Raw genomic sequence first — 25,677 nt, 5'->3', positions numbered from 1 at the left:
TCGGACGATAGGGCCATAAGCAAGAATAAAGCGGCAGTTTCGGCTGTCTGCGAGATGATGGATCTGGAAAAGGCCATGATGAAATTTCTTACGCAAGTCTTCACCTGGTGGAATGGCCAGACGCTCGGCACCCGCCTTCATACGTGGCGCAAGGGCGAGCGCGTCGGTGAGGACGAGTTCGGCAATATCTACTATCAGGGTGGCAAGGACTCCGAAGGTCGCACGCGCCGCTGGGTCATTTTCAATGGCTATGCGGAAGCGAGTGCAATTCCTGCGGGCTGGCACGGCTGGATGCATCATCGTGTCGATACGCCGCCAAGCAAGGAAGACTACAAGCCGCGCGACTGGCAGAAGCCGCATTTGCAGAACCTGACCGGCTCCCCGCTCGCCTATCGTCCCAAGGGCTCGATTGCGCGTCCGGGTACGGAACCGGCCGAGCGTCCACGTGTGACGGGCGAATATGACGCCTGGACGCCGGGTAATTAAGACTGACAAAGTTTACGATCCGGCGTGATTTTCACGCCGGATTTTCTTATTTGCCGTCGCCTTGCTTGTTTTTTCACTTAAAAAGCCGGGATAGACAGGCGACGAGGGTGTGATCGTGGCATTGCAACTTGCAGCAGAGCAACGAATCGTCACATTTCATGCCTAGGAATTATTCCAGTTTATTCGACAAACTTTGATGCGGGTTTCCGTTTTGACGAAGCATTCCCCCGGCACGGCTGGCAACGGAAAGAACAGAATCAAGAAGGCTGCATATGTGGCCCTGATTTCGCTTTTTACCGCTGTTGGCAGCTTGCACGCTGCTCAGGCAGAACGCATTTCCAATCCGGTCGCGGAGTTTTCGGGGCTGGATAAGATTACAGGCCGCATTACGACTTTTGACGTCTATATCAATGAGACGGTTCAATTCGGCGCGCTTCAGGTGACGCCGAAGGTTTGCTATTCCCGCACCGAAAATGAAGCGCCGCGCACCGACAGTTTTGTCGAGGTTGAGGAAATTACGCTGGATCGCAAAATACGCCGTATCTTCACCGGCTGGATGTTCGCAGACAGTCCCGGTCTCAACGCCGTTGAGCATCCGATCTATGACGTTTGGCTGAAAGACTGCAAGCAGAAGTCCGACGTTCCGGCACCGGCGGCAAAGCAGAACTGATCAAACCACCTTCCGACAGTTAGAAAAGGGCAATACCTTCGAGGGCTTGCTCGAGAATTTTCTCGTATTTCTTGCGGGGAACTTCGATTGCACCGAACCGCTCTAGATGCGGCGTGGTGAATTGGGTATCGAGCAACAGAAAACCCTGCTTGACCAGATGTTGCACCAGATAAGCAAGGCAGACCTTTGAAGCGTCACGCTTGCGTGTGAACATGCTCTCACCGAAAAATGCCCTCCCGAGCGTCACGCCATAAAGGCCGCCGACCAGCTTGCCCTCGTGCCATGCCTCGACTGTGTGGCAATGTCCGATTTCGAATAATTTGCCATAGGCTTCGCGGATTGGACCGTTGATCCATGTGCGCGCACGTTCGCCGACCCCGCTGGCGCATCCATCTATGACGCCCTCGAAATCGCTATCCAGCCTGATATCGAAAATGCCCTGCCGAATGGTCTTTTGCAGGCTGCGGGGGATGTGGAAACCATCCAGCGGAATAACACCGCGTTTTTCAGGGCGTACCCAGAAGACCTCTGGATCATCCGCCTCTTCGGCCATCGGGAAAACCCCGGTGGCGTAAGCGCGCAGGAGCAATTCCGGTTCGATTATATAGTCGTCCGGTTTTGCTCCTGCAGTCACTTATTTAAGCGCCTTCGTTCTCAGACTGGCTGGCCAGATATTTTTCCAGCCAGTGGATATCATAGGCACCATTGGCGATGTCCTGATTTCCGATCAGCTCCTGGAACAGGGGCAGGGTCGTCTTGACGCCATCCACCACGAATTCGTCCAGCGCACGACGCAGACGCATCATGCATTCGACGCGGTTGCGTCCGTGCACGATGAGCTTGCCGATGAGGCTGTCGTAATAAGGCGGAATGCGATAGCCGGAATAAACGCCGGAATCCACGCGGATGCCGAGGCCACCAGGCGTATGGTAGTGGGTGATGAGACCCGGCGATGGCGTGAAGGTGCGCGGGTCTTCGGCATTGATGCGGCATTCAATGGCATGGCCAGAGAAACGCACATCTTTCTGCTTCACCGAAAGGCCGAGACCCGCAGCGACACGAATCTGCTCATGCACAAGATCGATGCCGGTGATGGCTTCCGTGACCGGATGCTCCACCTGCAGGCGGGTGTTCATTTCGATGAAATAGAACTCGCCGTTTTCATAGAGGAACTCGATCGTGCCCGCACCGCGATAGCCAAGCTCGGCAACAGCGTTGGCGCAGATCATGCCGATCTTGTCGCGCGCTTCCGAATTAAGAGCCGGAGAGTTGGCTTCTTCCCAGACCTTCTGGTGACGGCGCTGCAAGGAGCAGTCGCGTTCACCCAGATGGATCGCGTTGCCCGCACCATCGCCCATGACCTGAACTTCGATGTGACGCGGCTTTTCGAGATATTTCTCGATATAGACGGCATCGTCACCGAAAGCGGCAGCAGCTTCTGAGCGAGCGGTTGCGAGCGCAACCGACAGGTCTTCCTCGGTACGCGCCACTTTCATGCCGCGACCGCCACCACCGGCCGAAGCCTTGATGATGACCGGGAAGCCGATTTCCTTGGCCACGCGGGCAGCTTCAACATCGTCGGTGATGCCGCCATCGGAACCAGGAACGACCGGAATGCCAAGGCGCTTGGCTGTGCGCTTGGCTTCGATCTTGTCGCCCATGATGCGGATATGCGAGGCGGTGGGGCCGATGAAGGTGATGTTGTGTGCTTCGAGAATTTCCGCAAACTTTGCGTTTTCGGACAGGAAGCCGTAGCCCGGATGGATCGCATCGGCGCCGGTGATCTCGCAAGCAGCAACGATCTGATGAATGTTCAGATAGCTGTCGCGCGAGGGCGGCGGTCCGATACAAACACTTTCATCCGCCAGACGGACATGCATCGCGTCGGCATCTGCCGTGGAGTGAACGGCGACCGTCTTGATGCCCAGTTCCTTACAGGCTCTGAGCACGCGAAGAGCGATTTCGCCACGATTGGCTATGAGGATCTTTTGAAACATGCGCTTGCTGCCAGTTCCCGTTTCGTGAAGTGAAGACACGTCAAACAATGGTTGTGCGACGCTTATTCGATCACGACGAGCGGTTCGCCGAATTCAACCGGCTGGGCGTCATCAATCAAAATGGCCTTGACCGTCCCGGCGCGCGGGGCGGGGATCTGGTTCATGGTCTTCATGGCTTCGATGATGAGGAGGGTCTGGCCTTCCTTCACCTGTGTGCCGACTTCGATAAAGTTGCGGGCGCCCGGTGCCGGAGCGAGATAGGCGGTGCCAACCATCGGCGAAGGAACGGCATTCTTTGCCAGTTCAGCCTTGGTCGGCTCGGCGGCTGCCGGAGCGGCGGCAGGCGCTGCAACAGCAGCCGGTGCTGCGGCCGGATAAACGGTCGCTGCGGCTTGAACCGTTACATTGCGCGAAACGCGGATGCGCAGATCGCCATGTTCGATTTCGATATCCGTGAGGTCGGTATCGTTGAGGATATCCGCCAGATCGCGGATGGTTTCTTTGTCGATGACAGTGTTTTTGCTGGACATATCAGGCCCCTTTTACGCTTTGCCCGTTGTGTTCTTGTTCTTTGGCAATTGCCGCGAGCGCGCGTAGGCCGAGCAGATACCCTTCCGCGCCAAAGCCGCAAATGACGCCTTTGGCGACTGCGGATACATAAGAGTGGTGCCGGAAGGCCTCACGCGTATGAATGTTCGAAAGATGCACTTCCACAACCGTGACCTTTGCAGAGCGGATCGCGTCGTGAATGGCAATTGAAGTGTGGCTGTAGGCCGCCGGATTGATCAGGACATAGGCGTCTTTCTTGCCCGCTTCCTGAATCCAAGTGACCAGATCGCCTTCATAATTGGATTGGCGGAAATCAACGTCAAGATCGAGAGAACCGGATTCGCGCTTGCAAGCCTCTTCAATGTCGGCCAGCGTCGCAACGCCATAAATCCCCGGTTCACGCTTTCCCAGAAGATTGAGATTGGGACCGTTTAGAACAAAAACCGTCTTTGCCATTGTGTCCGCGCCAAATCCTTTGCAACCGATATCGTGTTACCACGAAAATTTAGTAACACTTCGCTTTCCATATAGAGAGCTTGGATGCAAGCCGAAACCCTATAATTCAGTGCAGATGTCCTGCCTGACCGGTTTTTCCCGCTATTCTTTGCGAGATGCACCGGCATTGCGGCATATTTGCTTTAATCGCCGGTTATCACCGAGTTTTGATAAGTCTGTGCCCGAAACGCCTGTCAGGGAAAAGCGTATCGGGCACAGGTGTCAGTTTTACTTCTTGGCGGCGGTACGTGCTGCGGCGATTCTCTCCACCAGACCATCGACACCGATGGCGCCCGGCACCAGCTCGCTGCCGATGATATAGGACGGCGTGCCGGTGATGTTGAGCTGCGTTGCCAATTGATAGGTATCCTGGAAAGCGCCGGTGATCGCCGGGTCTTTCATCTTTTCGCGCAGTGCGGTTTCATCGGCGCCAAGTTTGACGGCATCGGCAATCGCAGATGCCTCGGTCGCGCGCTCCTGTGCGCCCAGCAATACGCCGTGGAATTCAGCATATTTTTCCGGCATCAGCGCCTTGAAGGCCTGCGCAACAATATGCGCCTTCACCGAATCCGGGCCGAGGATCGGGAATTCCTTCATGACGAAACGAACATTCGGATCGTTTTTCAGGATGGCCTGCATGTCGGGCAGGGCGCGCTTGCAATAGCCGCAATTGTAATCGAAGAACTCATAGACGGTTACGTCGCCGTTCGGATTGCCAAAAACTGCGTCATGCTCGGGGTGGTAAAGTGCGCTCTGGTTGGCAGCCAGCACCTTCTTGACCTGCTCCTGCGCGTCATGCGCCTGCTTGGTTTCGAGCGCGGTCTGCACTTCCAGCATCAGTTCTGGGTTCTTGAGAAGATAGTTGCGCACCACATTTTCAATGGCTTGCTGGTTAAGCGGTGCTTCAGCTGTTACTGCCGCTGCTGCTGGGGCGACGGGCGCAGCCGAATGGCGCGACAGACCCGCACCATAGCCAAGAGCCAGCGCTGCCAGACCGACAATGCCGCTTGCCAGCGTGATGGAAACTGCGTTCTTCATCTTCAAATTCCAATCCGTTTAAAAATACGCCCTGCCAGGAGGACTATGTCGGGCGTTATTTGCTTTTCTTCGTATTGATAATGTCCTGCGCACGCAACCAGTCCGGCGAGCCGGATTTCAGCTGCTTCTGTGCGCGGATTGCGAATATTTGGGCATCCTGAAGTTTGCCCGCATAGAAGTTCATGTCGGCGGTTGCGAGGTCTGCAAGGCCCATATTGCCCTGCTGGCCATAGGCCTGCGCGAGATATCCATAGCCGCCCGGAAACTCGGGATCGGAAGCAATGCCCGCTTTGATCTCCTTGATCGCGGTTGGCATGTTCGCCTTTGTGCCCGTCAGCATGAGTGCCCGTCCGTAGCTCATGCGCAGCAGCGGAGACTTGCGTGGGTCGAGCGATACGGCGGTCTGGAAAGCCTTTGCTGCGCCGGCGGCATCATTCGCCTTGATGAGAACTTCGCCGCGCATTTCAAAGAAATAAGGGTTCTTCGGCTGTTCCTTGATCAGCGCGTCGAATTTGGGCTGGGCGGAACGCGCAGCACCGTTCAGATAGGTGGTGATGGCGCTGCCATAGCGCGCCGGAAGCCCGCCGGGATTGCTGCGAAACATGCGTTGCAGCGCGCCCATATTGCCCGAATAAGCGGCAATCTTGGCGCGTGCCATGTCGTGACGCAATTGAAGTGCGGGCGAATCCGTCTTGTTGAAGTTTGGGCTCTTCTTGGCCAGTTCTTCCAGATTGGCGATACGTTCACGCGGAAGCGGGTGGCTGATGCGATATTGATCGATCTGCGTGCCTGACAGGGAGAGGGCGGAGGCAAAACGCTGGAACGTGTCCAGCATTCCCTTGGACGACTGCCCGGTCGCATTGAGATAATTGACTGCCATACGGTCGGCGGTCATTTCCTCGGTACGCTGATAGCTGAGCAGGCTGCGCATTGCCGCCTCGGCGCTGCCAAGCGCGATGCCGCCGCCTGCACCGGCTGCAGACCCGCTGCCTGCTGCTGCGCCTGCAACGCCTGCGCCCACGCCGAGCAACATGCCGATCACCGCCATGGTCCGCGCGCGGCTCAACTGTTCCCGCAGGCGATCCTGATGCCCGCCCGCCAGATGGCCCGCCTCATGCGCGATCACGCCGATGATTTCATTGGGCGTATCGGCCTGCATGATCGCGCCGGTATTGATGAAAATGCGCCGCCCATCGACAAAGGCGTTGAAACTCGGCGAATTGACGAGGATGACGCGCACGCCACGGCTGGAAAGACCAGCGGCCTTCAGGATCGGCGCGGCATAATCTGAAACCAGTGCTTCGATTTCCGCGTCGCGCACGATCGGTACACCACGCGACTGGGCGGATGCAGGCATAACTCCCGTCACCGCCACGGCAAGTGCTGAAAGTGCGGCCACAGAACGGCGGACAAATCGTCCAAAGGATAAGGTTCCAGTCGGGAACGGCGCGATCAATGCTGCCATAATGCTCGTCGTCCTCCTCGTCATTTCATGCGAATCTCGCATCGGTTCATTCATCGTATCGGGAAACAAGTTCCGGTTCAGGACCTTATAGCCGTCTCAGCGCTTTTTAAACGATATCTCGACAAGGCAGCATGATCTTAAAAGTCGGATATCGGGCGTGCAATCTCTGCCGACTTTGATATCCGGTCAATTCCGATATTGTTGCCATCAATCTGTAGACCCCAAAGCGCGTTATGACTGCGCTACCGGTGTCGTTTACAAGCATTCATCCAAGACAATGTACCCAATTTCCTAAAAGCGCTGTTGCTTTAGCAATCCGGCGTTTATACGGCGGTGATGTTGTGTTGTGTCCGTGCGGCGGCTCCAGCGGAGCGCCTGCAATGTTCTGGAGGTAAAGTTGATCAGTCTTTCTAGCCGCAGCGCGGTTGAGCCATTCCACGCCATGGATGTTCTGGCCGAAGCCAACCGCCGCCGCGCGGCAGGTCATCCGATCATTTCGATGGCGGTTGGCCAGCCCGCAGATCCGGCACCGCAAATCGTGCGGCAGGCCGCCGAACAGGCGTTGAAAGACGGGCGCATCGGCTATACCGACGCGCTGGGGCTGGTTGAACTGCGTGAAGCGATTGCCACGCATTATGCCGATCATTACGGCGTTTCCGTTTCGGCAGATCGAATAGCGGTTACGACCGGCTCTTCGGCGGCCTTCAATCTGGCTTTTGTCGTCTATTTCGATCCAGGCGACCGGGTGGCGATCACGCGCCCGGGCTATCCGGCTTACCGCAATATTCTGACAGCGCTTGGGCTGGAAGTGGTGGAAATCCCAACCGGCAATGGCTCATCGGCGGCGCTGACTGCCGAGGCTTTGGCGGCTGCGCACGCCGAAAAGCCGTTGAAGGGCGTATTATTTGCAAGCCCGGCCAATCCAACAGGCGCAGTCATTGCCAAGCCTGAACTGAGGGCGATCATCGATACGGCCCGTTCGCTTGGCATTCGCGTGATTTCGGACGAAATTTATCACCGGCTTTCCTATGAAACCGACGATGTGACGGCGCTTGAAATCGCCGACGATGTCACGATCATCAATTCGTTCTCGAAATATTACTGCATGACGGGTTGGCGTATCGGCTGGATGGTTCTGCCGGAGGGCGATGTTCGCGCCATCGAACGGCTGAGCCAAAGCCTTTATATTTCCGCGCCAGAGCTTTCGCAGCGCGCGGCCATCGAGGCTTTCCACGCCACTGCCGAACTGGAGCGCATCAAGGATCGCTATCGCCAGAACCGCGCCATCCTGCTGGAACACCTGCCGCAAATGGGGCTGAAACTCGCGGCACCGATGGACGGTGCATTCTACGCTTATTGCGACGTTTCACGCTTCACCAATGACAGCATGGAATTTGCGCGCAAGATGATTGCCGAGATCAACATCGCCGCAACGCCGGGCCGCGATTTCGATCCGCTGGATGGCCACCGTACCATGCGCTTTTCCTATGCTGGAAAAGTCGAGGAAATGCAGGAAGCGGTTCGCCGCCTGGAAGATTGGCTTCCGCAACAGTCAGCCTGAAACCAAAGATGCAAAAAAACCGGCGTTTCCGCCGGTTTTTTTTATTTCTGATGTTCGGGCAGAGCTTAAAAGAAACCCTTCTTCTGCCACCAGCCGCCACGCTTCGGCTTCTGTTCGTCACTCTCGCTCGATGTGACGACAGGCTCAACATTCTTGGCCGGTTCTTCGATCACAGCCACTTCGGTTTCGACTTCAACAGCTTCGGCAGCGCCTTCTTCAACCTCTACCGGCTTGGCAGCTGCTTTGCGGGTGCGGCGCTTCGGCTTATCAGCTTCCACGGCTTCAGGCGCTTCTACGGCTTCCGGTGCGGCGTCGTCGGCCTTCTTGCGAGACCGGGTCTTCCGGGCTGGCTTGACAGGGGCTTCTTCGACTTCTGCAGCAACCACCTCATCTGCGGCTTCCTCAGTCTTTGCAGACTTGCGGGCACGCGGCTTGCGGGCAGCCTTGGCTGGCTTTTCGGCTTCAGCCGGCGCTTCGGCAGCTTCCGTTGCAACAGCAACCGCTTCCACAACCTCAACAATTTCGGCCTTGGCAGCGACGACTTCGGCTGCAGCAGCTTCAATAGCGGCCTCGGCCTTTACCGGCAGAACAGGCGTGTAGCCGACAAACTCCGGATCAGGAACCTTGCGACCGCGCACCTCGTCTTCACGACGATTCTTGCGTCCACCGCGACGGCCACGACGGCGCTTCTTACGGCGATCATCGTCGCTCAAAGCGGCATCCGACCGCGGTTCAGAAGCTTCATCGCCTTCATCCGCATCGTCTTCGGCATCTTCGGTGGCAGCATTGTCCTGAGCGGTCTGTTCGCGGTTGTCGCGATCCTTGCCGCCACGACGGCGACGACGGCGACGACGCTTGCGGTCGCCTTCCTCGCTGCGCTCTTCCCGAGCCGGCGCTTCGGCCTTGACGTCTTCTTCTTCCTCGTCTTCCTCGACCGGAATTTCAGGATCTTCGATGTCGTCTTCGATATAGGCCATCGGCTGGACAGGAGGCTGTGTCACCGGACGGGTGGACGGCGCGCCCTTGTCGATCGCAAAATGCTGGTGACCGACGCTTTCATCGGCGTCGATGCTGATGGCGACGCCAAAGCGGCCTTCCAGATCGGCCAGCAACTGGCGCTTGTGGTTCAGCACATAAAGCGCCGAAGCCGCTGGCGTGCGAACATTGATGTCAAAGCCCGAATGACGCAGCAGATAATCTTCAATGCCGCGAATGATATGCAGCGCCATCGACGAGTCCGAGCGGACATGGCCGGTGCCGCCGCAATGCTGGCAAACCTGCATCGTGCTTTCCAGCACCGATGCGCGAATGCGCTGGCGCGACATTTCCAGAAGGCCGAAATGCGAGATGCGACCAACCTGAATGCGGGCGCGGTCGTCCTTCAGGCAGTCCTTCATCTTCTTTTCGACAGCGCGATTGTTGCGCTTTTCTTCCATGTCGATGAAGTCGACGACGATCAGGCCGGCAAGGTCGCGCAGGCGCAGCTGGCGCGCCACTTCTTCGGCTGCTTCCAGATTGGTCTGGAGCGCGGTGTCTTCGATGGAATGTTCGCGCGTCGAGCGACCGGAGTTGACGTCGATGGCAACCAGCGCTTCAGTCTGGTTGATGATCAGGTAACCACCCGATTTCAGCGTCACCTGCGGCAGCAGCATGCGGTCGAGCTGGGCTTCGACGCCATTGCGTGTGAAGATCGGCACCTGTTCGCGATAGGGCTGGACCACCTTGGCATGGCTCGGCATGAGCATGCGCATAAAGTCCTTGGCCTCGCGATAGCCGTTCTCGCCGGAAACGAGGATTTCCGTGATGTCCTTGTTATAAAGGTCGCGGATCGAGCGTTTGATCAGGCTGCCTTCTTCGTAGACGAGGGACGGCGCCGTCGACTGCAAGGTCAGCGTACGGACATTTTCCCAAAGGCGCATCAGATATTCGTAGTCGCGCTTGACTTCCGCCTTGGTGCGATTGGCGCCAGCCGTACGCAGGATCACGCCCATGCCCTGCGGCACTTCGAGTTCCTTGACGATTTCCTTCAGTCGCTTGCGATCCTGCGGTTGGGTGATCTTGCGGGAAATGCCGCCGCCACGCGCAGTGTTCGGCATCAGCACCGAATAACGACCAGCCAGCGACAGATAGGTCGTGAGAGCAGCGCCCTTGTTGCCGCGCTCTTCCTTGACCACCTGCACCAGCAGAATCTGGCGGCGCTTGATGACTTCCTGAATGTTGTACTGGCGGCGATGGGTGCGGGTATGCGTCGGCAGTTCTTCCAGCGCATCTTCCGAACCGACCGATTCGACCATGTCTTCTTCATGCTCGACATCGTCTTCGTCGCCATTGTCGATGGCTTCCGAAATTACGTCGCCCTTATGCGACAGGGCGCTTGCAGGTGTGCCAGGCACATAATTCGCAAAACCGGGACCGACGGGCTCGGCTGCGGGCAGGCCGTTATCCGATGCGCTGGCCTGTGCCTTGTTCTGGTTGTCGCGGCCACCGCGGCGGCGATTGCGACGCGAGCGGTCATTCGACCGTTCACCCGAACGCTCGCCAGAGCGTTCGCTCTTGGCGCGTGGCTCGTCATCATCGTCGTCTTCGGCGCGCTGCGCCTTGGCTTCCGCTTCAAGCAGCGCCAGACGATCCGCGACCGGAATCTGGTAATAATCGGGATGGATTTCCGAGAAGGCGAGGAAACCGTGACGGTTGCCGCCATATTCCACAAATGCAGCCTGAAGCGAAGGTTCGACGCGCGTGACCCGCGCGAGGTAGATATTGCCTTTCAGCTGCTTCTTGTGTTCCGACTCGAAGTCGAATTCTTCAATCTTGTTACCGCGCGTAACAATGACGCGGGTTTCCTCCGGGTGGGAGGCATCGATGAGCATTTTGTTGGACATTAGTGTCTTTCCTACCGGCGCGAAGACGCAAAACACGTGCGCCGGAGGAAGCCCTGAAGGCTGCCGACCTAACCGTATTGCATCTGCCGGATGGTTCTGGGTTCGCCGGAACATAAGCTGCTGCCTTTACGCGCGACGGCCACGTGGCGATCACGGTCTTTAGGCTTGCGATGGTCAGTCTTACTAGACCCATAGCTGTTCCGAACGAAACGACCTCAATATATGACCCGGAGACCGGGCCGATTTCATTGCTCTTCTCGAGCGTTAAAGCGCCGTGCGTCTAACTGGACGCACAAGGACACCTTAAATTCTCAAATCCACGCACCGTTCTATCCTGAAGCCGGACCCGGCTTTAAGTTCGATGCGGTGGCGACAGCGCGTAACAATGCGCAATCGACCAATCAAAAGTGGAGGGCGGGGGAGCCACATCTCCACTGAATTCTGTTCCGGCCACCGGGACTGTGAGCGTATAAACCACTGTTCTCGCTCTCGTTCTCTCCGGTCATATTCGAAAACCGGCAAACGATTCTGACAGCTAACCCGTAACCTGCATTAGCTTTTATGGCGTCGGATGCATGATGACAAGTACGAATATCAGTTGACATTCGCATCGCAATTTCGTCGTAACCCGAATGTAGGTCATATTCGCGGCTCAATTGCGGCTGGAAAGCCTTCGTTAACCGTAGTTCTGTACGACAGTTTCATGAGTTGCGTGCAGCGGGTCGGGTGGACAGTTGCGCATTGAGGCGCACATAAAAGCGCTGGCATCGCTATTCGGTGCCACCAATTCAATATTATTCGATCGTGATGGCGAATGCATTTTCGAAACGGTGAAAAAGCAACGACAATCTCTGCAACTGCGCGGCAATGGCTGGCGCTTGCGGTCTTTCTCCTTGTGGGTCTTTTTCAGGTGGGCGCCGCTCTGGCCGCCGATCAGGCCGGACAGTCGCTGACGGCGCTCACTTTTCGCATGGCAGGCGATGATCTGCGCACCCGCATCGTCGTGATGTTCGACCGCGAGCCGGAACTGACGACGCGCCTTTTCGACAATCCCCATCGTCTGGTGATCGAGTTGCCCGAAACCCGTTTCGGGTTCGACGAAAAGAGCCTTGAAGCCAGAGGTCTGGTTTCCAATGTTCGTTACGGACTGGCGGGGAAGGGGCGTTCGCGCCTTATCCTGACCCTGCGTGGCCCCTTCAAGGTGGAAAATCTGCGCGTTTTGAAAAATGAAAGCGCGTCCGGTTATCGTCTTGTGGCGGATATGGTCGCAACGTCCGACCGGGAATTCACCGCACAACTGCAAGGACGTTCAGAAATCACGAGTTCGACCGAGCGCAAGGCTGCGCTTTCTGCTCAATCAGCCAAGATCGAGACCCGTCCGTTTACGGTGATGATCGATCCGGGCCATGGCGGCATCGACAGCGGTGCCGAAAGCCTGAGCGGTATCAAGGAAAAAGACCTGACGCTCGCCTTCGGTGTCGAATTGCGCGACCGTCTTGCGCAGGAAAAGAACATTCAGGTTCTGATGACACGGGACGACGATACTTATCTTCGCTTGTCCGAGCGCGTCCGCATCGCGCGCCAGCATGAGGCCGATCTGTTCATCTCCATCCATGCTGATACGATCAATCAGCAGGATATTCGCGGTGCCACGGTCTATACGATTTCCGACAAGGCGTCGGATGCGGTAGCGCGCGCCATGGCGGAACGTGAAAACAAATCCGACAATCTGGGAGGCACCGCGCCGGAAGAAGTGCCGGAAGTTGCCGATATTCTGCTCGATCTGACGCGCCGCGAGACCCATAGCTTCTCGCTGAGCTTTGCGGAAAAGGTGATCGCACAATTGCAGGGGCAGGTTAATCTCATCAACAATCCGCACCGTTTTGCCGGATTTCAGGTGCTGCGCGCCCCGGACGTGCCTTCTGTATTGATCGAAATCGGCTATCTGTCGAATGCAGAAGACGAAAAACTCATAAGCAACCCGGAATGGCGGAAAAAACTTGCTGACCGACTTGCTTTGGCAATCAAGTCGTTCGAAACGTTACGACGCCCGGCAATCGTAACAAAAGGTTGAGCACCAGCACGACGATGCATGCATGCAACAGTTTGTCGTATTTTTATTCCGGGACCGAGCCTAAAGATGTTAATTCTGTTAAAACGCATAAACGATCTTGCGTTTGACGCATTTGATGGTCACTAAGCCTGATACCATGAACCTTACGGGGCTCGTGGGTTGGCGGTTGGCGCATTGACGCTTATCATGGGCATAATCTGACGGCAGGATTCCGCAAATATGGTAAGGCTTATCGGTTATTTCTTCGGGATTGGTGCGGTGCTGATGCTTCTGGCAGCAGGCGGCGTTGCCCTTTACGTCGGAAGCCTTAGCAAAGATTTGCCCGATTATGAGGTGCTGGCGAAGTACGAGCCGCCGGTCATGACCCGCGTTCATGCATCGGACGGCAGCCTGATGGCGGAGTTCGCGCGCGAGCGTCGCATGTACTTGCCAATCCAGGCTGTGCCGAACCGGGTCAAGGCTGCGTTCATCTCCGCCGAAGACAAGACCTTCTACGAACATCATGGTCTCGATTTCGGTGGTCTGGCACGCGCCGTTATCACTAACGTCAAGAATATGGGCTCGGGTCGCCGCCCGATGGGCGCGTCGACCATCACGCAGCAGGTCGCGAAGAACTTCCTCCTGTCCTCGACCCAGACCTATGACCGCAAGATTCGTGAAGCGATTCTGGCCATGCGTATCGAGCAGGCCTATTCCAAGGATCGCATTCTCGAACTCTATCTGAATGAAATCTTCTTCGGCCTTGGCTCTTACGGTATCGCCAGCGCGGCACTGACCTATTTTGACAAGTCGGTCGGCGAACTGAACATCGCGGAGAGCGCGTATCTCGCAGCACTTCCGAAGGGCCCGAACAATTATCATCCCTTCCGCCAGCCAGCCCGCGCCATGGAACGTCGCAACTGGGTGATCGATCGTATGGCCGAAAACGGCTATATCACGACAGCTGAGGCGGAAGACGCGAAGAAGCAGCCGCTCGGCGTCACATCGCGCAGCGATATGCATTATGTCTTCGCATCGGAATATTTCACCGAGGAAGTGCGCCGCCAGATCATCCAGAAATATGGTGTCGACGCCCTGTATGAAGGCGGCCTGTCGGTCCGCACCACGCTGAATCCGACCTTGCAGGTCGAAGCACGCAAATCGCTGCAGTCTGCGCTTCTGCGCTATGACGAAGCACGCGGCTGGCGCGGGCCGTTGAAGAATGTCGATCTCGGCAATGATTGGGGCACCGCCTTCGGCGACATGCAGTCCTATTCGGATGTTCCGGAATGGCAGCTCGCCATTGTGCTGAATGTTTCCGCTGCCGGTGCCGATATCGGCCTCCAGCCGGAAGTCGAAGCGTCCGGATCGCGCAGCAAGGAGCGCAAGCGCGCCTTTATCACCGCCGACGACATGAAGTGGGCGATGCGCGTCACCAATATCGATGGCAAGCGCAGCAGTGCGAAGTCGCCGGAAGGTGTACTCAACACCGGCGACATCATCTATGTCTCGAAGGAAGGCAACGGCTATCGGCTTCAGCAGCCGCCGAAGCTTGAAGGCGCGCTCGTCGCCATGGACCCGCATACGGGCCGTGTGCTGGCAATGGTCGGCGGCTTCTCCTATGCGGAATCGGAATTCAACCGCGCCACACAGGCCTATCGCCAGCCGGGTTCGTCGTTCAAGCCGTTCGTCTACGCTGCGGCGCTCGACAATGGTTATACGCCTGCTTCCGTGGTTCTGGACGGTCCGCTGGAAGTCAATCAGGGCGGTACGCTCGGTGTCTGGGCGCCGAAGAACTATTCGGGCAAATTCGCCGGTCCGTCCACGCTACGCTACGGTATCGAGCAGTCGCGTAACGTCATGACCGTGCGTCTGGCACAGGACATGGGCATGAAGCTTGTCGCTGAATATGCCGAACGTTTCGGCGTTTACGACAAGATGCTGCCGGTTCTCTCCATGTCGCTCGGCGCGGGTGAAACCACCGTACTGCGCATGGTAACGGCCTATTCCGTCATCGCCAATGGTGGCCAGAGCATCACGCCGTCGATGATCGACCGTATTCAGGACCGTTACGGCAAGACCGTGTTCAAGCACGATGCGCGCCAGTGCGAAGGCTGCAATGCGCAGGATTGGGCCAATCAGGAAGAGCCGACCCTGATCGACAATCGCGATCAGGTGCTGGACCCGATGACGGCCTATCAGATCACATCGATGATGGAAGGCGTTGTTCAGCGCGGCACGGCGCAGATTCTGAAGAGCCTCGACCGTCCGCTGGCTGGCAAGACCGGCACGTCCAATGACGAAAAAGACGCATGGTTCGTCGGCTTCACGCCCGACCTCGTGGTCGGTGTATTTATGGGCTACGATACTCCGGAATCGCTCGGACGGGGCGGCACGGGCGGCGGTCTGGCTGCACCGGTGTTCAAATCCTTCATGGAGCAGGCGCTGGCTGGAACGCCCAAGGTGGACTTCCGCGTACCGGAAGGCATGACGCTGATTGCGATCAACCGCAAGACCGGTATGCGCACCAATGAGGGTGACCCGAATCTGATTATGGAAGCCTTTAAGCCGGGCACGGGACCATCCGACAGCTATTCGGTCATCGGTATGGATTCGTTCCGTGAAGGCGCGCCTGTCGCACCGCAATCGCCGCAAGCAACCCGTGCAATCAACTCCGGCTCGGGCGGACTTTACTGATCCGGTTACAGGGCTTTGGCCTTTACACAGCGTGGCCGCGTCACTATGGTCCGCGGCGCTTGGACAGGCTGTCCGACGCTGGAAATGACGAGCCGGGCTTTGCGTCCGGTTTGGTTTCCCATTGAAATAGGAATTACTGAAGGAACGATTTGCCCATGCGCGCGGAAATCGAGACGCTGGTTGTCGAAATCAAGCAGGCCATAAGCCTGCTGAGGAGGCATCTTTGACTGGGATCAGGCGATAAAACGTCTCGGCTATCTCAATCAGAAGGCCGAAGATCCCACACTCTGGAATGATGCCCAGGAAGCCCAGAAGCTGATGCGTGAGCGCCAGCAGCTGGAAGACAGCATTAACGGTATCAATCAGCTTACCCAGACATTGAACGACAGCATCGAACTCATCGCCATGGGCGAGGAGGAAGGCGACAAGTCGATCATCGACGATGCGGAAAACACCGTCCGCGAACTCAAGGTCGAGATCGATCGCCGCCAGATCGACATGCTGCTGTCGGGCGAAGCCGATGCCAACGACACCTATGTCGAAGTGCATGCCGGCGCCGGTGGCACGGAAAGCCAGGACTGGGCGTCGATGCTGCTGCGCATGTATACGCGCTGGGCAGAACGCAACGGCCGCAAGGTCGAGGTGATGGAAGTGCACGATGGCGATGAAGCGGGCATCAAATCCGCGACCATTCTCGTCAAGGGGCACAATTCATACGGCATGATGAAGACCGAATCAGGCGTTCATCGTCTGGTCCGCATCTCGCCCTACGATTCCAATGCCCGCCGCCATACGTCCTTCGCCAGTATCTGGGTTTATCCGGTGATCGATGACAATATCGATGTGCAGGTGACGGAAGCAGACGTTCGCATTGATACCTATCGTGCATCGGGTGCCGGTGGTCAGCACGTCAACACGACGGACTCCGCAGTGCGTATCACGCATATCGCGAGCGGTATCGTGGTGCAGTGTCAGGCGGAACGTTCGCAGCACAAGAACCGTGAAAAAGCATGGTCGATGCTGCGCGCGCGTTTGTACGAGGAAGAGCTGAAAAAGCGCGAAGAAGCGACGGACGCAGCCAATGCCACCAAGACGGATATCGGCTGGGGGCATCAGATTCGTTCCTACGTTCTGCAGCCATACCAGTTGGTGAAGGATTTGCGCACCGGCGTGGAAAGCACCAATCCACAGGAAGTGCTGGATGGCGCGGTAACGCCTTTCATGGAAGCAGCGCTCGCACACCGCATTCAGGGTGGTGGCGAGATGATCGACGATATCGACTGATACCTGTTCGAAATCCGCGAATAACAAAAACCCGGCCTCAGCGCCGGGTTTTTTATGGCTGTTGTTAAAGCAGCGGCTCTATCTGTTTGCCCGCTTTGAGAAAATTGACCGGATTGACGGGACGACCGTTCTCGCGCACTTCATAATGAAGGTGACTCCCGGTCGAACGCCCGGTGCTGCCCGCCTGACCGATGACCGTGCCGCGGGTGATCTTCTGCCCGTCACGGACCAGAACCTGCGAGAGATGCGCAAAGCGTGTGGCAAAACCATTGCCGTGGTCAATCTCGACCATGTTACCATAGCCGCCAAAGCGTCCTGCCTTCATGACCATTCCGGCAGCCGTGGCCCGGATTGTCTGGCCGTAGGCGGCGCGAAAATCGATACCTGAATGAAAGGCGGAGCTGCCGAAAAACGGGTCGCTGCGATATCCGAAAAGGCTCGTCACCGGCATACCGGGGGCAGGGTTCGCGAGCGGCATCGCCGTGATTTGTTTGCGAACGCTATCGAGCCGTTCCAGTGCACTGTCGAGATTGCGGATCTGCATGTCGAAATCATTGACGATTGTGCCGGGCGCTGAAATCGGAATCAGCGGGCCGCCCATGGCAGAATGCGCCTGGTCCGAGGTTTCGATGCGAAGCCCGGCGGAATTTAGCGTGTCGACGATGGTGTCGGCTTTTTCATAAGCGGCATCCGCCAGATTGCGCACCTTGCCATTCTGTTCGCTTTCGATGCGATGGAGGGTCTGGTTGATGGTGGCAAGCAACTTGTCGGAGGTCTCGATTGTGGATTCACCCGACATGCCGCCCGCAAGACGCAGACCCAGCGGTCCCGCATCGGCACGACGCTCCGGTTTGACATTCGCGGGCACAGGCCCGGTTATGATCGGATCGATGCCGGGAAAGTCCCGCTCGCCAATCGCCTCATCCGGGATAAGCTGGCTATGCTCTTCGGCGAAGGGGACGGGCTGTGTCGGCATATCCGGCATTGGCTGCAACTTCGATGCCCGTTCCAGCAAAGGCGCAAGCTTGCCATCGCGCGCGCTCAGCGTCTGCTGTCGCTGCATGAGTTCAGCGAGCTTGTTTTCCATGACCTGCTGGTCAAGCATCTGGCGGCTCGTAATGCGGTCCACTTCCGTGCGCAGCAGCGAAATCCGGTCTTCATAAAGCTGCTGGTTGCGTGCCTGTCGCGCAATGCTGGAACTGATCAGATCATCGCGCAGCACGAGATAGGCGGTGGAGCCGAGATAGGCAGTTGAAAGCGCCAGAAACGCCGCTCCGCCTGCAATGGCCATCCAAGGGCGAAACGTGAAATGGCTGATTTTCTCGCCGCGAGCGATAATGACGACAGGCGGTTCCTTGCGTTCACCGAAGACCGTCTTTCCCGTTGTTTTCGCCCGTTTATTCGTCATGGCACCCACATGCCCCCCGATAGAGCAGCTCGGAACCTGAACACGGATGCGAACTGCAAAATTCTGGCGGAACGTTCTGGAAAACGCACCGATTCCCTAAGTTTGATTACAACTTATTAGGGTTAATAAAGCTTTGCATTCGTGGCTTGCGCCAGCCATGCGGGCCGGAAAGTGTCTCAGATCGAGACCGGAGACAGGTTGCGATAAAAGGACGGCGTCAGTCCGGCTTCGGCCCGTGCCAAATCGTTGAACGGCGGCTTGAGATCGCCGCGAAAATTGGTGCGCACCAGTTCCTGAAAGCGGGCGACCGGATCGATGCGATTACGCGCGCAGAAAAAGCGAAACCATTTCGCGCCGACCGCGACATGGGTTTTCTCGTCGTTATAGATGGTGTCCAGTATCGCTGCCGTCTCGTGATCGCCGGTTTCGATCATCTTTTCGAGAAGCGACGGCGTCAAATCCAGCCCACGCGCTTCGAGTATGAGCGGCACCACGGCCAGCCGCGCCTCCAGATCATTGCGCGTTTGATGCGCCGACTGCCACAGCCCGTCATGAGCAGGCATGTCACCATAATCGGCACCAAGATCTTTCAGGCGATTGCGCAGCAAAGTGAAATGCCGCGCTTCGTCATCAGCGACTTTCATCCAGCCATCGAAAAAGCTGCGCGGAATGGGCTTGGCTGCAAAGCGGGCCACAATATCGAGCGCCAGATCGATGGCATTCAACTCGATATGCGCAAGAGCGTGCATCAGCGCGATACGGCCATGCTCCGTGTGGAGCGAGCGCTTCTTCATCATGCGCGGCGGGACAAGCTCCGGCTTGTCCGGACGGCCCGGACGATCTGGCAAAGGCGGGTCGAGCGGGCTTCGCACCGAGAGCGTGCGCCCGAACCAGCGCGCCGCCGTCTCGCGCGTGAGGCGGACTTTGTCGTCCAGATCGGCTGCAGCAATGGCACGGATGGCATTGCCACGCAGCGTTTGTTCGGGAGCCTTGGTCTCGCGCATCACAGGATACACTCCGTCGGGCTATAGGGCGCGAGCCGCTTCCAGCACGTCTTCGGCGTGACCGGCAACTTTCACCTTGTTCCAGACCCGTGCGATACGGCCAGCGGCATCGATCAGAAAGGTTGTACGCTCGACGCCCATATATTTGCGGCCATACATGCTTTTCTCGACCCACACGCCATAGGCTTCCAGAGCTGTGCGTTCTTCGTCTGCGACGAGATCGACGGTCAAATCGTGCTTTTTGCGAAACTTGGCATGTTTCGTGGCGCTGTCTGGCGACAGGCCGATTACCCGCGCACCGATTTTGTCGAATTCCGGCTTCAATTGTGAAAAGGCAATCGCTTCCTTGGTGCAGCCCGACGTGTCATCCTTGGGATAGAAATAGAGGACGACAGGCTTGCCTTTCAACGACGAAAGGGTGAGTTGACCGCTTCCCGAAAGTCCATCTGACGGCAAGCTGAAATCCGGTGCCGTTTCGCCAACTTGGGGATGAGCCATATCTGTGCCTTTCTTTTATGGATTAGCATGGAAATCACCTGTTACAGTCCGAGCTATCGCATTCGAGTGACGCTTGTGCAACCATGGAAACCGCATCGTTTCGCAGATTGGCGAAATGTCGGAAAATGGACGCAAGCGCAAACCGCAAGCACTGTCTCAGATGGAAAGGGTGAGTAAAATCAATTCAATACGATAGTTTCATGATTCATCTTATGAAGCGTCGTCGATTGCAGCACTTGATATCCGGCTGGGTTGTTGACAGAGAAACCGAAACGAATCCGCTTCACGAAGCGGGAGATGGATAGAATCGAGCGTCTGGCCGCTGATGGCGCAGATGGTCTCGCAGACGGCCCGTTGCGCTCGGGGCGGTCATTTATTTCGCGTTGTTCCCATGCTTTCGTTTCGATTTGCATTCTGCTTGTTCTGGTCGGTGGTGCGGGTTTTCTCATTCTTCGTGGCGGCGTGAACAGCGAGCTTTTGCGTAATGAAGCGCAGAAGGCTCTGGTCGGCGTGCTGGGCGATGGCGCGTCCGCTTCGATTGGCAGCGCCGCGCTTTCGCTCGATCAGGATAGCCATGTCGCCATGGAAGCGCGGGACGTTTCCGTGATCGACCCCGGGCAAGGCGTTGAAATCAAAGGCATCCGGTCTGTGCGCCTTGGTTTGGCCCCTCTGCCGCTTTTGACCGGATCGGTGCGCGTGGCGCAGCTCGAAGTCGAGGGCGTGACCTTCGATATGCCGGAGGCGAAGGGCGACGGTTTCTGGAAGTCCCTGCCTTACGATGAGCGCGGCATCGTCGATTTCGATGCCGTTTCGGCGCAGATTTTCGCGGCGATGCGCAAGAGCGTCGAGCTTTTGCGCCAGCAGGACACCCGCGCCATTGGCATTTTCAACAGCACCATCCGCTTCAAGGCGGGCGACGCTCAACATTCCGTGGAAATCAAGACTGCGCGACTGGTGGAAGATCAAGGAAAGATCGCCATCACGGGTGATCTGCTCTGGCAGGGTAAGAGGATCGCGATTGACGGCAAGATTGATCGCGATGTTGCTGATAACAGCCTTCAGGGCTTCGCGCTTAACATCAATGATATTCCCGTTAAGCTCGGATCGCCGCCTGAAGTAACGCCTGTCATGGCGAACAACAGGATCAATCCGGCGCATTTCGAGCTGGACGGGCAGGCAAAAATTACGCTTTCCGGCACAGCCGCGACGGGCGACCGGCCCGAACGCCTTGGCGTTGATCTGGGCGTCGATGGCATCGACATGCAGATGGGGCGGGTCGAGGACGTGCGCGGCAGTGCGCTTTTGAGCCTTGAGCATCAGGTGGGTAGTCGCAAGATCGAGATCAAGCAATCGCGGCTGCAATTGGGGGGACTTCAGGCGCAGTTCAACGGCGCATTCGGGCCAGAACCGGAGGATGCGGGCAATCAGGACGGTCCGGCCTATCGTTTCGAGGTTCTGACCAGTTCGGCGACGAGCATGCCAGCGGAGTCGACAGAGCAGCCGCTGTCCTTCGCAACCCGCATATCTGGTCGTTTTCTGGCTGATCAGCTGCGTGTGCAGTTTGCCAATCTCGATGTGCAGACCGAAAACGGTCAGCTTTACGGGCAGGGCGGCATGGCGTTCGGCAATGGCTCGCCCGAAATGATCTTCATGCTGCGCATTCCTAAAATGCCTGTGGCTGACGCCAAGCATCTCTGGCCCATCGACGTGGCCGATGGCGCGCGTGAATGGGTTCTGAAAAACCTTTACGGCGGCACGCTGAAAGATAGCCAGATCGACATCTCGCTGGCTGCCGGACGCTTTAACGGTCCGGGTCTGCCGCCACCGCTGACGGGCGATGAAATCAAAGGTGATTTCAAGGTTTTCGACACACGTCTTGACGTGGTCGGTGAATTGCCGCCGGTGCGCGATGCCGATGGCGTGATCACCGTTCGCGGTGCGCATACGACGATCAAGCTCCCCAAGGGGGTCGTCTATACGGCGCAAAACAGAAAGGCCGACGTTTCCAACGGCACGCTGATCATTCCATGGGGACCGCAGCGTCCGGTTATTTCCGATCTCGATATTACGGTTTCGGGCGATGCATCCGCTATCGCCGAGATTGCCGGTAAAAAGCCCATTGATGTTCTGAAAAACGTGCCCTTCCTGCCGGAAGACGTATCGGGCGATGTGAAAGCGCAGGTGAAGGTAAGCTTTGCCGTGTCGAAGGACCCGCCGCCCGGCACTTTGAAATGGAGCGCCGATATCGGCTTCAACAATCTGGATATCGCAAAGCCGGTGGGCGGATCGAATGTCAGCAATGCGACAGGCACGATCAAGGTTGACCAGACCGCCGCTGTCATCACCGCTGATGCTAAACTCGATGGCGTACCCGGCAAGGTGACGATGACCGAGCCGGTTAATCTGTCCGGACCGGCCAAGCGCGATCAGAAGATCAAGCTGGAAATCGACGACAAGACACGCAACGCGGTGTTTCCGGGGCTGAACTCCGTCTTTTCCGGGCCAATGTCGGTTGATCTCGGCATGGCGGAAGGCGGTAAGCGCCACGTCACGGCCGATCTTGGCAGAACACAGGTGGACCTGTCATGGCTTGGCTGGCGTAAGGGCGCTGGCATACCGGCCAAGGCCACCTTCGATTTCATCCAGAATCCGGATGATAAGAGCAAGATCGATATCAACAATCTGGTCTTCACGGGGGATGCATTCGGCGTAAAGGGCGATCTGTCGATTGCCAAGGGCGATTTCCAGTCGGCTGATTTCAGCGAATTGCGTCTCAACCGGAATGACCGTCTGTCGGTCAAGGCTACCAAGGGTGCCAATGGCTATCGGGTCAATGTGCGCGGATCGCAATTCGATGCGCGGGCCTTGATCAAGCAGGCGTCCGATCTGGGCGGCAAGGGCAGCGGCGGCAAAAGCAAGGGGCCGCGTGTGGTCGTGAGCGCGCAGGTCGATGAAGTCAGCGGCTTCAACGGCGAATCCTTGCGCAATGTCGCTATTTCCTATGAAAGCTCCGGCAATCGCATTGCGGGTGTTTCCGTCAACGCCCAGACTTCGTCCGGTCAATCATTCGTCGCGACGAATAATGATCAGGGCGATGCCCGCTCAATTTCGCTCCAGTCCAATGATGCGGGCGCGGTGCTGCGCTTTTTCGATTTCTACGACAAGATGCGCGGCGGCAAGATAACCGTTGGGCTTGCGGCGCAGGGCGATGGCCCGCTGCGTGGACAGATCGATGCCCGCAACTTCGCGATCATCAACGAGCCGCGTCTGGCCAAGCTCGTGTCGAGCCCGCCTGCAACCGGTGGTGCAAGCCTCAATCAGGCGGTGAAGCGTGACATTGACGTGTCGCGCGTCGATGTCGAGCGGGGCTTCTCGCTGATTGAAAAGGGCGATGGCTATCTCAACCTGTCGAAGGGTGTGGTGCGCGGACCATCGGTCGGCACAACGTTCCAGGGAACGCTTTACGACAAGCAAGGCAATATGGCGATCACCGGCACCTTCATGCCTGCTTATGGCGTGAACCGCCTGTTCGGGGAAGTGCCTATCGTGGGTATGCTGCTGGGCAATGGTCGCGACCGTGGCCTGATCGGCATCACCTACAAGCTTTCGGGAAGCGCAAAACAGCCGCAGGTGATCGTCAATCCTATTTCGATCATTGCGCCAGGCATCTTCCGCTCGATCTTCGAGTTTTAAAGCGGGTTAGCGCCGATAATACGGATGTGAAAAAGCCGGGCAGGAGCCCGGCTTTTTCGTTTCAATTATTGGGCTGGCCAGATCAGGCCGGGCGGATAAGCACGTGGCGCTTCTTGCCGAGCGACAGCTTGATGACGCCCTGATCGTTCAACGCACCGGCGTCGATCGTCATGCGCGGATCGGTGACCGGCTCGTCATTGATGCGCACGGCACCGCCTTCAACATGACGGCGGGCTTCACCGTTGGTGGTGCAGAGTTCTGCCAGAACCATCAGCGCCAGAATGCCGATGCCGCTGTTGAGCGTTGCCTTGTGGACGCCGACCGTCGGAAGATTTTCAGACAGTTCGCCGTCTTCAAAGGTCTTGCGGGCCGTCTCGGCGGATTCCTCGGCGGCATCACGGCCATGCAATATAGCCGTTATCTCCGTCGCGAGGATCTTTTTCGCTTCGTTGATCTCAGAACCTTCGAGCGCGGCAAGCTTGGCGATCTCATCCATCGGCAGCGTCGTGTAGAGCTTCAGGAAGCGTTCCACGTCTGCGTCCTCGGTGTTGCGCCAGTATTGCCAGAAGTCGTAGGCGCTCAGCATGTCCGCATTGAGCCAGATGGCGCCGCCCAGCGACTTGCCCATCTTCTGGCCGGAAGCGGTGGTCAGCAGTGGCGAGGTCAGGGCATAGAGCTGCGGCGTCCCCATACGGTGGCCGAGGTCGATACCGTTGATGATATTGCCCCACTGGTCCGAGCCGCCCATTTGCAGGCGGATATTATGGCGCTTGCTCAGTTCCACGAAGTCGTAAGCCTGCAGGATCATGTAGTTGAATTCGAGGAAGGACAGCGACTGCTCGCGGTCAAGGCGCATCTTCACCGAATCGAAGGACAGCATGCGATTGACCGAGAAATGACGGCCCACATCGCGCAGGAATTCGAGGTAATTGATGTTGCGCAACCAGTCGGCATTGTTGACCATCAGCGCGTCGGTGGCGCCGTCGCCAAAGGTGAGGTAGTTCGCGAAGACGCGCTTGATGCCGGCAATGTTCTCGGCAATCGTATCTTCGGTCATCAGCTTGCGCGCTTCGTCCTTGAAGGACGGATCGCCGACCATGCCCGTGCCGCCGCCCATCAAGGCCACAGGCTTGTGGCCGGTCTGCTGGAACCAGTGCAGCATCATGATCTGGATAAGACCGCCCGCGTGCAGACTTGGTGCCGTCGGGTCGAAGCCGATATAAGCCGTCACGGTTTCCTTGGCCAACAATTCGTCGAGGCCGCTTTCATCGGAAATCTGATGAATGAAGCCACGCTCGGAAAGCGTGCGAAGAAAATCGGATTTGAAACCGGACATTCCTTTTTCCTGACTGGTAAGGCGAAGTTGAAACTGGAGTAAGCGGATGCTTACAACAAAGTGATAAGTTGGCCTTTAGCACCAATCAACCGCCAATAACAAGGAAACTCCCGAACGTCTGGCGAAACACGCAATTTGCGCAGGTTTCGTCAACAGCTTCGATTGTTCAGTGCTGTGCTGTGCCTGAAAACAGATTGAGAACCACTACGCCTGCGATAATCAATGCCATGCCCGCCACGGCGGCAAAATCCAGCTTCTGACCGAAGACGAGCCAGCCGATCAGCGCGACCAGTGTGACGCCGATCCCCGACCAGACTGCATAGGCAATGCCGACGGGAATAGTCTTCAATGTCAGGGATAGAAAATAGAAGGCAAGCCCATAGGTGACGACCACAATAATAGATGGAATGGGCCGGGTGAACCCTTCCGACGCCTTGAGGCTCAATGTGCCGATGACTTCGGAGCAGATGGCAATGGCGAGAAGGGCATAGACCGGCATGGCGCACCTGCTGAGAAACGAATCGATCTGACGAAATCAATATGCACAAAAAATCCGGCGGA

Annotated in this window: 19 protein-coding genes and 1 pseudogene; 8 read left to right on the top strand and 12 right to left on the bottom strand. The window is 57.3% G+C overall.

Annotation, left to right across the window (positions count from 1 at the left end):
* Nucleotides 1-75 precede the first annotated feature (75 nt).
* Together WIX40_RS09310 and WIX40_RS09305 are read left to right on the top strand one after the other, a co-directional pair.
* The gene (locus WIX40_RS09310; protein WP_167836027.1) at nucleotides 76-486 is read left to right on the top strand and encodes an NADH:ubiquinone oxidoreductase subunit NDUFA12; all 411 of its coding nucleotides are present in this window, start codon (nucleotides 76-78) and stop codon (nucleotides 484-486) included.
* Between the two features lie 196 nt (nucleotides 487-682).
* Nucleotides 683-1,156, top strand: a complete 474-nt coding sequence (locus tag WIX40_RS09305; protein WP_109368878.1) for a DUF2155 domain-containing protein — start codon at nucleotides 683-685, stop codon at nucleotides 1,154-1,156.
* A gap of 19 nt (nucleotides 1,157-1,175) precedes the next feature.
* Here WIX40_RS09305 and aat read toward each other — a convergent pair whose 3' ends face one another.
* The 6 genes from aat to WIX40_RS09275 all read right to left on the bottom strand — a co-directional run bounded on the left by aat (nucleotide 1,176) and on the right by WIX40_RS09275 (nucleotide 6,700).
* Nucleotides 1,176-1,745 (bottom strand): leucyl/phenylalanyl-tRNA--protein transferase, encoded by a 570-nt coding sequence (gene aat, locus WIX40_RS09300; RefSeq protein WP_109370214.1) that lies wholly within the window; start codon nucleotides 1,743-1,745, stop codon nucleotides 1,176-1,178.
* 49 nt (nucleotides 1,746-1,794) lie between these two features.
* On the bottom strand, nucleotides 1,795-3,153 hold the full coding sequence (accC, locus tag WIX40_RS09295; protein ID WP_121536006.1) for an acetyl-CoA carboxylase biotin carboxylase subunit: 1,359 nt from the start codon (nucleotides 3,151-3,153) through the stop codon (nucleotides 1,795-1,797).
* Nucleotides 3,154-3,215: 62 nt separating this feature from the next.
* Complete coding sequence (gene accB, locus WIX40_RS09290) at nucleotides 3,216-3,683, bottom strand: acetyl-CoA carboxylase biotin carboxyl carrier protein (protein WP_121536009.1); 468 nt, start codon at nucleotides 3,681-3,683, stop codon at nucleotides 3,216-3,218.
* A gap of 1 nt (nucleotide 3,684) precedes the next feature.
* Nucleotides 3,685-4,158 (bottom strand): type II 3-dehydroquinate dehydratase, encoded by a 474-nt coding sequence (gene aroQ / locus WIX40_RS09285; protein WP_121536012.1) that lies wholly within the window; start codon nucleotides 4,156-4,158, stop codon nucleotides 3,685-3,687.
* A gap of 267 nt (nucleotides 4,159-4,425) precedes the next feature.
* A complete protein-coding gene (locus WIX40_RS09280; RefSeq protein WP_121536015.1) occupies nucleotides 4,426-5,235 on the bottom strand; it encodes a DsbA family protein in 810 nt (269 codons plus the stop codon).
* 55 nt (nucleotides 5,236-5,290) lie between these two features.
* Nucleotides 5,291-6,700 (bottom strand): M48 family metalloprotease, encoded by a 1,410-nt coding sequence (locus tag WIX40_RS09275; protein ID WP_121536018.1) that lies wholly within the window; start codon nucleotides 6,698-6,700, stop codon nucleotides 5,291-5,293.
* Between the two features lie 397 nt (nucleotides 6,701-7,097).
* Between WIX40_RS09275 and WIX40_RS09270 the strand changes: the two genes are divergently transcribed.
* Nucleotides 7,098-8,261, top strand: a complete 1,164-nt coding sequence (locus tag WIX40_RS09270; protein ID WP_121536021.1) for a pyridoxal phosphate-dependent aminotransferase — start codon at nucleotides 7,098-7,100, stop codon at nucleotides 8,259-8,261.
* 65 nt (nucleotides 8,262-8,326) lie between these two features.
* On the opposite strand, the gene WIX40_RS09265 is transcribed toward WIX40_RS09270, so the two are convergent.
* Entirely contained in the window at nucleotides 8,327-11,143 is a 2,817-nt protein-coding gene (locus WIX40_RS09265) for an Rne/Rng family ribonuclease (protein WP_124915992.1), read from the bottom strand.
* Nucleotides 11,144-11,145: 2 nt separating this feature from the next.
* Here WIX40_RS09265 and WIX40_RS09260 point away from each other — a divergent pair.
* From WIX40_RS09260 to prfB, 4 genes and pseudogenes are all read left to right on the top strand, one after another.
* Nucleotides 11,146-11,325: pseudogene (locus tag WIX40_RS09260) on the top strand (hypothetical protein); the annotation flags it as partial.
* Between the two features lie 632 nt (nucleotides 11,326-11,957).
* Nucleotides 11,958-13,217 (top strand): N-acetylmuramoyl-L-alanine amidase, encoded by a 1,260-nt coding sequence (locus tag WIX40_RS09255; RefSeq protein WP_124915991.1) that lies wholly within the window; start codon nucleotides 11,958-11,960, stop codon nucleotides 13,215-13,217.
* Nucleotides 13,218-13,436: 219 nt separating this feature from the next.
* The gene (locus WIX40_RS09250; RefSeq protein WP_124915990.1) at nucleotides 13,437-15,893 is read left to right on the top strand and encodes a penicillin-binding protein 1A; all 2,457 of its coding nucleotides are present in this window, start codon (nucleotides 13,437-13,439) and stop codon (nucleotides 15,891-15,893) included.
* 155 nt (nucleotides 15,894-16,048) lie between these two features.
* Nucleotides 16,049-17,177 (top strand): peptide chain release factor 2 gene (prfB, locus tag WIX40_RS09245; RefSeq protein ID WP_339439828.1). Its coding sequence is split into 2 segments (ribosomal slippage): nucleotides 16,049-16,117 and nucleotides 16,119-17,177, totalling 1,128 coding nucleotides; the frame shifts between segments, so codons are not numbered across the junction.
* A 64-nt stretch (nucleotides 17,178-17,241) separates the two neighbouring features.
* Here the strand turns inward: prfB and WIX40_RS09240 are convergent.
* The 3 genes from WIX40_RS09240 to WIX40_RS09230 form a co-directional block, all read right to left on the bottom strand.
* Nucleotides 17,242-18,585, bottom strand: a complete 1,344-nt coding sequence (locus WIX40_RS09240) for a M23 family metallopeptidase (protein WP_109368889.1) — start codon at nucleotides 18,583-18,585, stop codon at nucleotides 17,242-17,244.
* A gap of 176 nt (nucleotides 18,586-18,761) precedes the next feature.
* Nucleotides 18,762-19,589: a ferritin-like domain-containing protein gene (locus tag WIX40_RS09235; RefSeq protein ID WP_109368890.1), complete on the bottom strand. Its 828-nt coding sequence runs from the start codon at nucleotides 19,587-19,589 to the stop codon at nucleotides 18,762-18,764.
* Between the two features lie 21 nt (nucleotides 19,590-19,610).
* Nucleotides 19,611-20,087, bottom strand: a complete 477-nt coding sequence (locus WIX40_RS09230) for a peroxiredoxin (protein WP_109368891.1) — start codon at nucleotides 20,085-20,087, stop codon at nucleotides 19,611-19,613.
* Nucleotides 20,088-20,384: 297 nt separating this feature from the next.
* Here WIX40_RS09230 and WIX40_RS09225 point away from each other — a divergent pair, with 297 nt between their 5' ends.
* Nucleotides 20,385-23,780, top strand: a complete 3,396-nt coding sequence (locus WIX40_RS09225; protein WP_339439827.1) for a DUF3971 domain-containing protein — start codon at nucleotides 20,385-20,387, stop codon at nucleotides 23,778-23,780.
* 82 nt (nucleotides 23,781-23,862) lie between these two features.
* On the opposite strand, the gene tyrS is transcribed toward WIX40_RS09225, so the two are convergent.
* Nucleotides 23,863-25,116 (bottom strand): tyrosine--tRNA ligase, encoded by a 1,254-nt coding sequence (tyrS, locus tag WIX40_RS09220; RefSeq protein WP_109368893.1) that lies wholly within the window; start codon nucleotides 25,114-25,116, stop codon nucleotides 23,863-23,865.
* Nucleotides 25,117-25,282: 166 nt separating this feature from the next.
* The gene (locus tag WIX40_RS09215; RefSeq protein WP_109368894.1) at nucleotides 25,283-25,615 is read right to left on the bottom strand and encodes a DMT family transporter; all 333 of its coding nucleotides are present in this window, start codon (nucleotides 25,613-25,615) and stop codon (nucleotides 25,283-25,285) included.
* Nucleotides 25,616-25,677: the final 62 nt, after the last annotated feature.

This window comes from Ochrobactrum teleogrylli, assembly GCF_037482325.1.
Lineage (GTDB): Bacteria > Pseudomonadota > Alphaproteobacteria > Rhizobiales > Rhizobiaceae > Brucella > Brucella teleogrylli.
The sequence above is the reverse complement of the archived record's forward strand: the minus strand, read 5'-3'. Positions and strand labels throughout refer to the sequence as shown.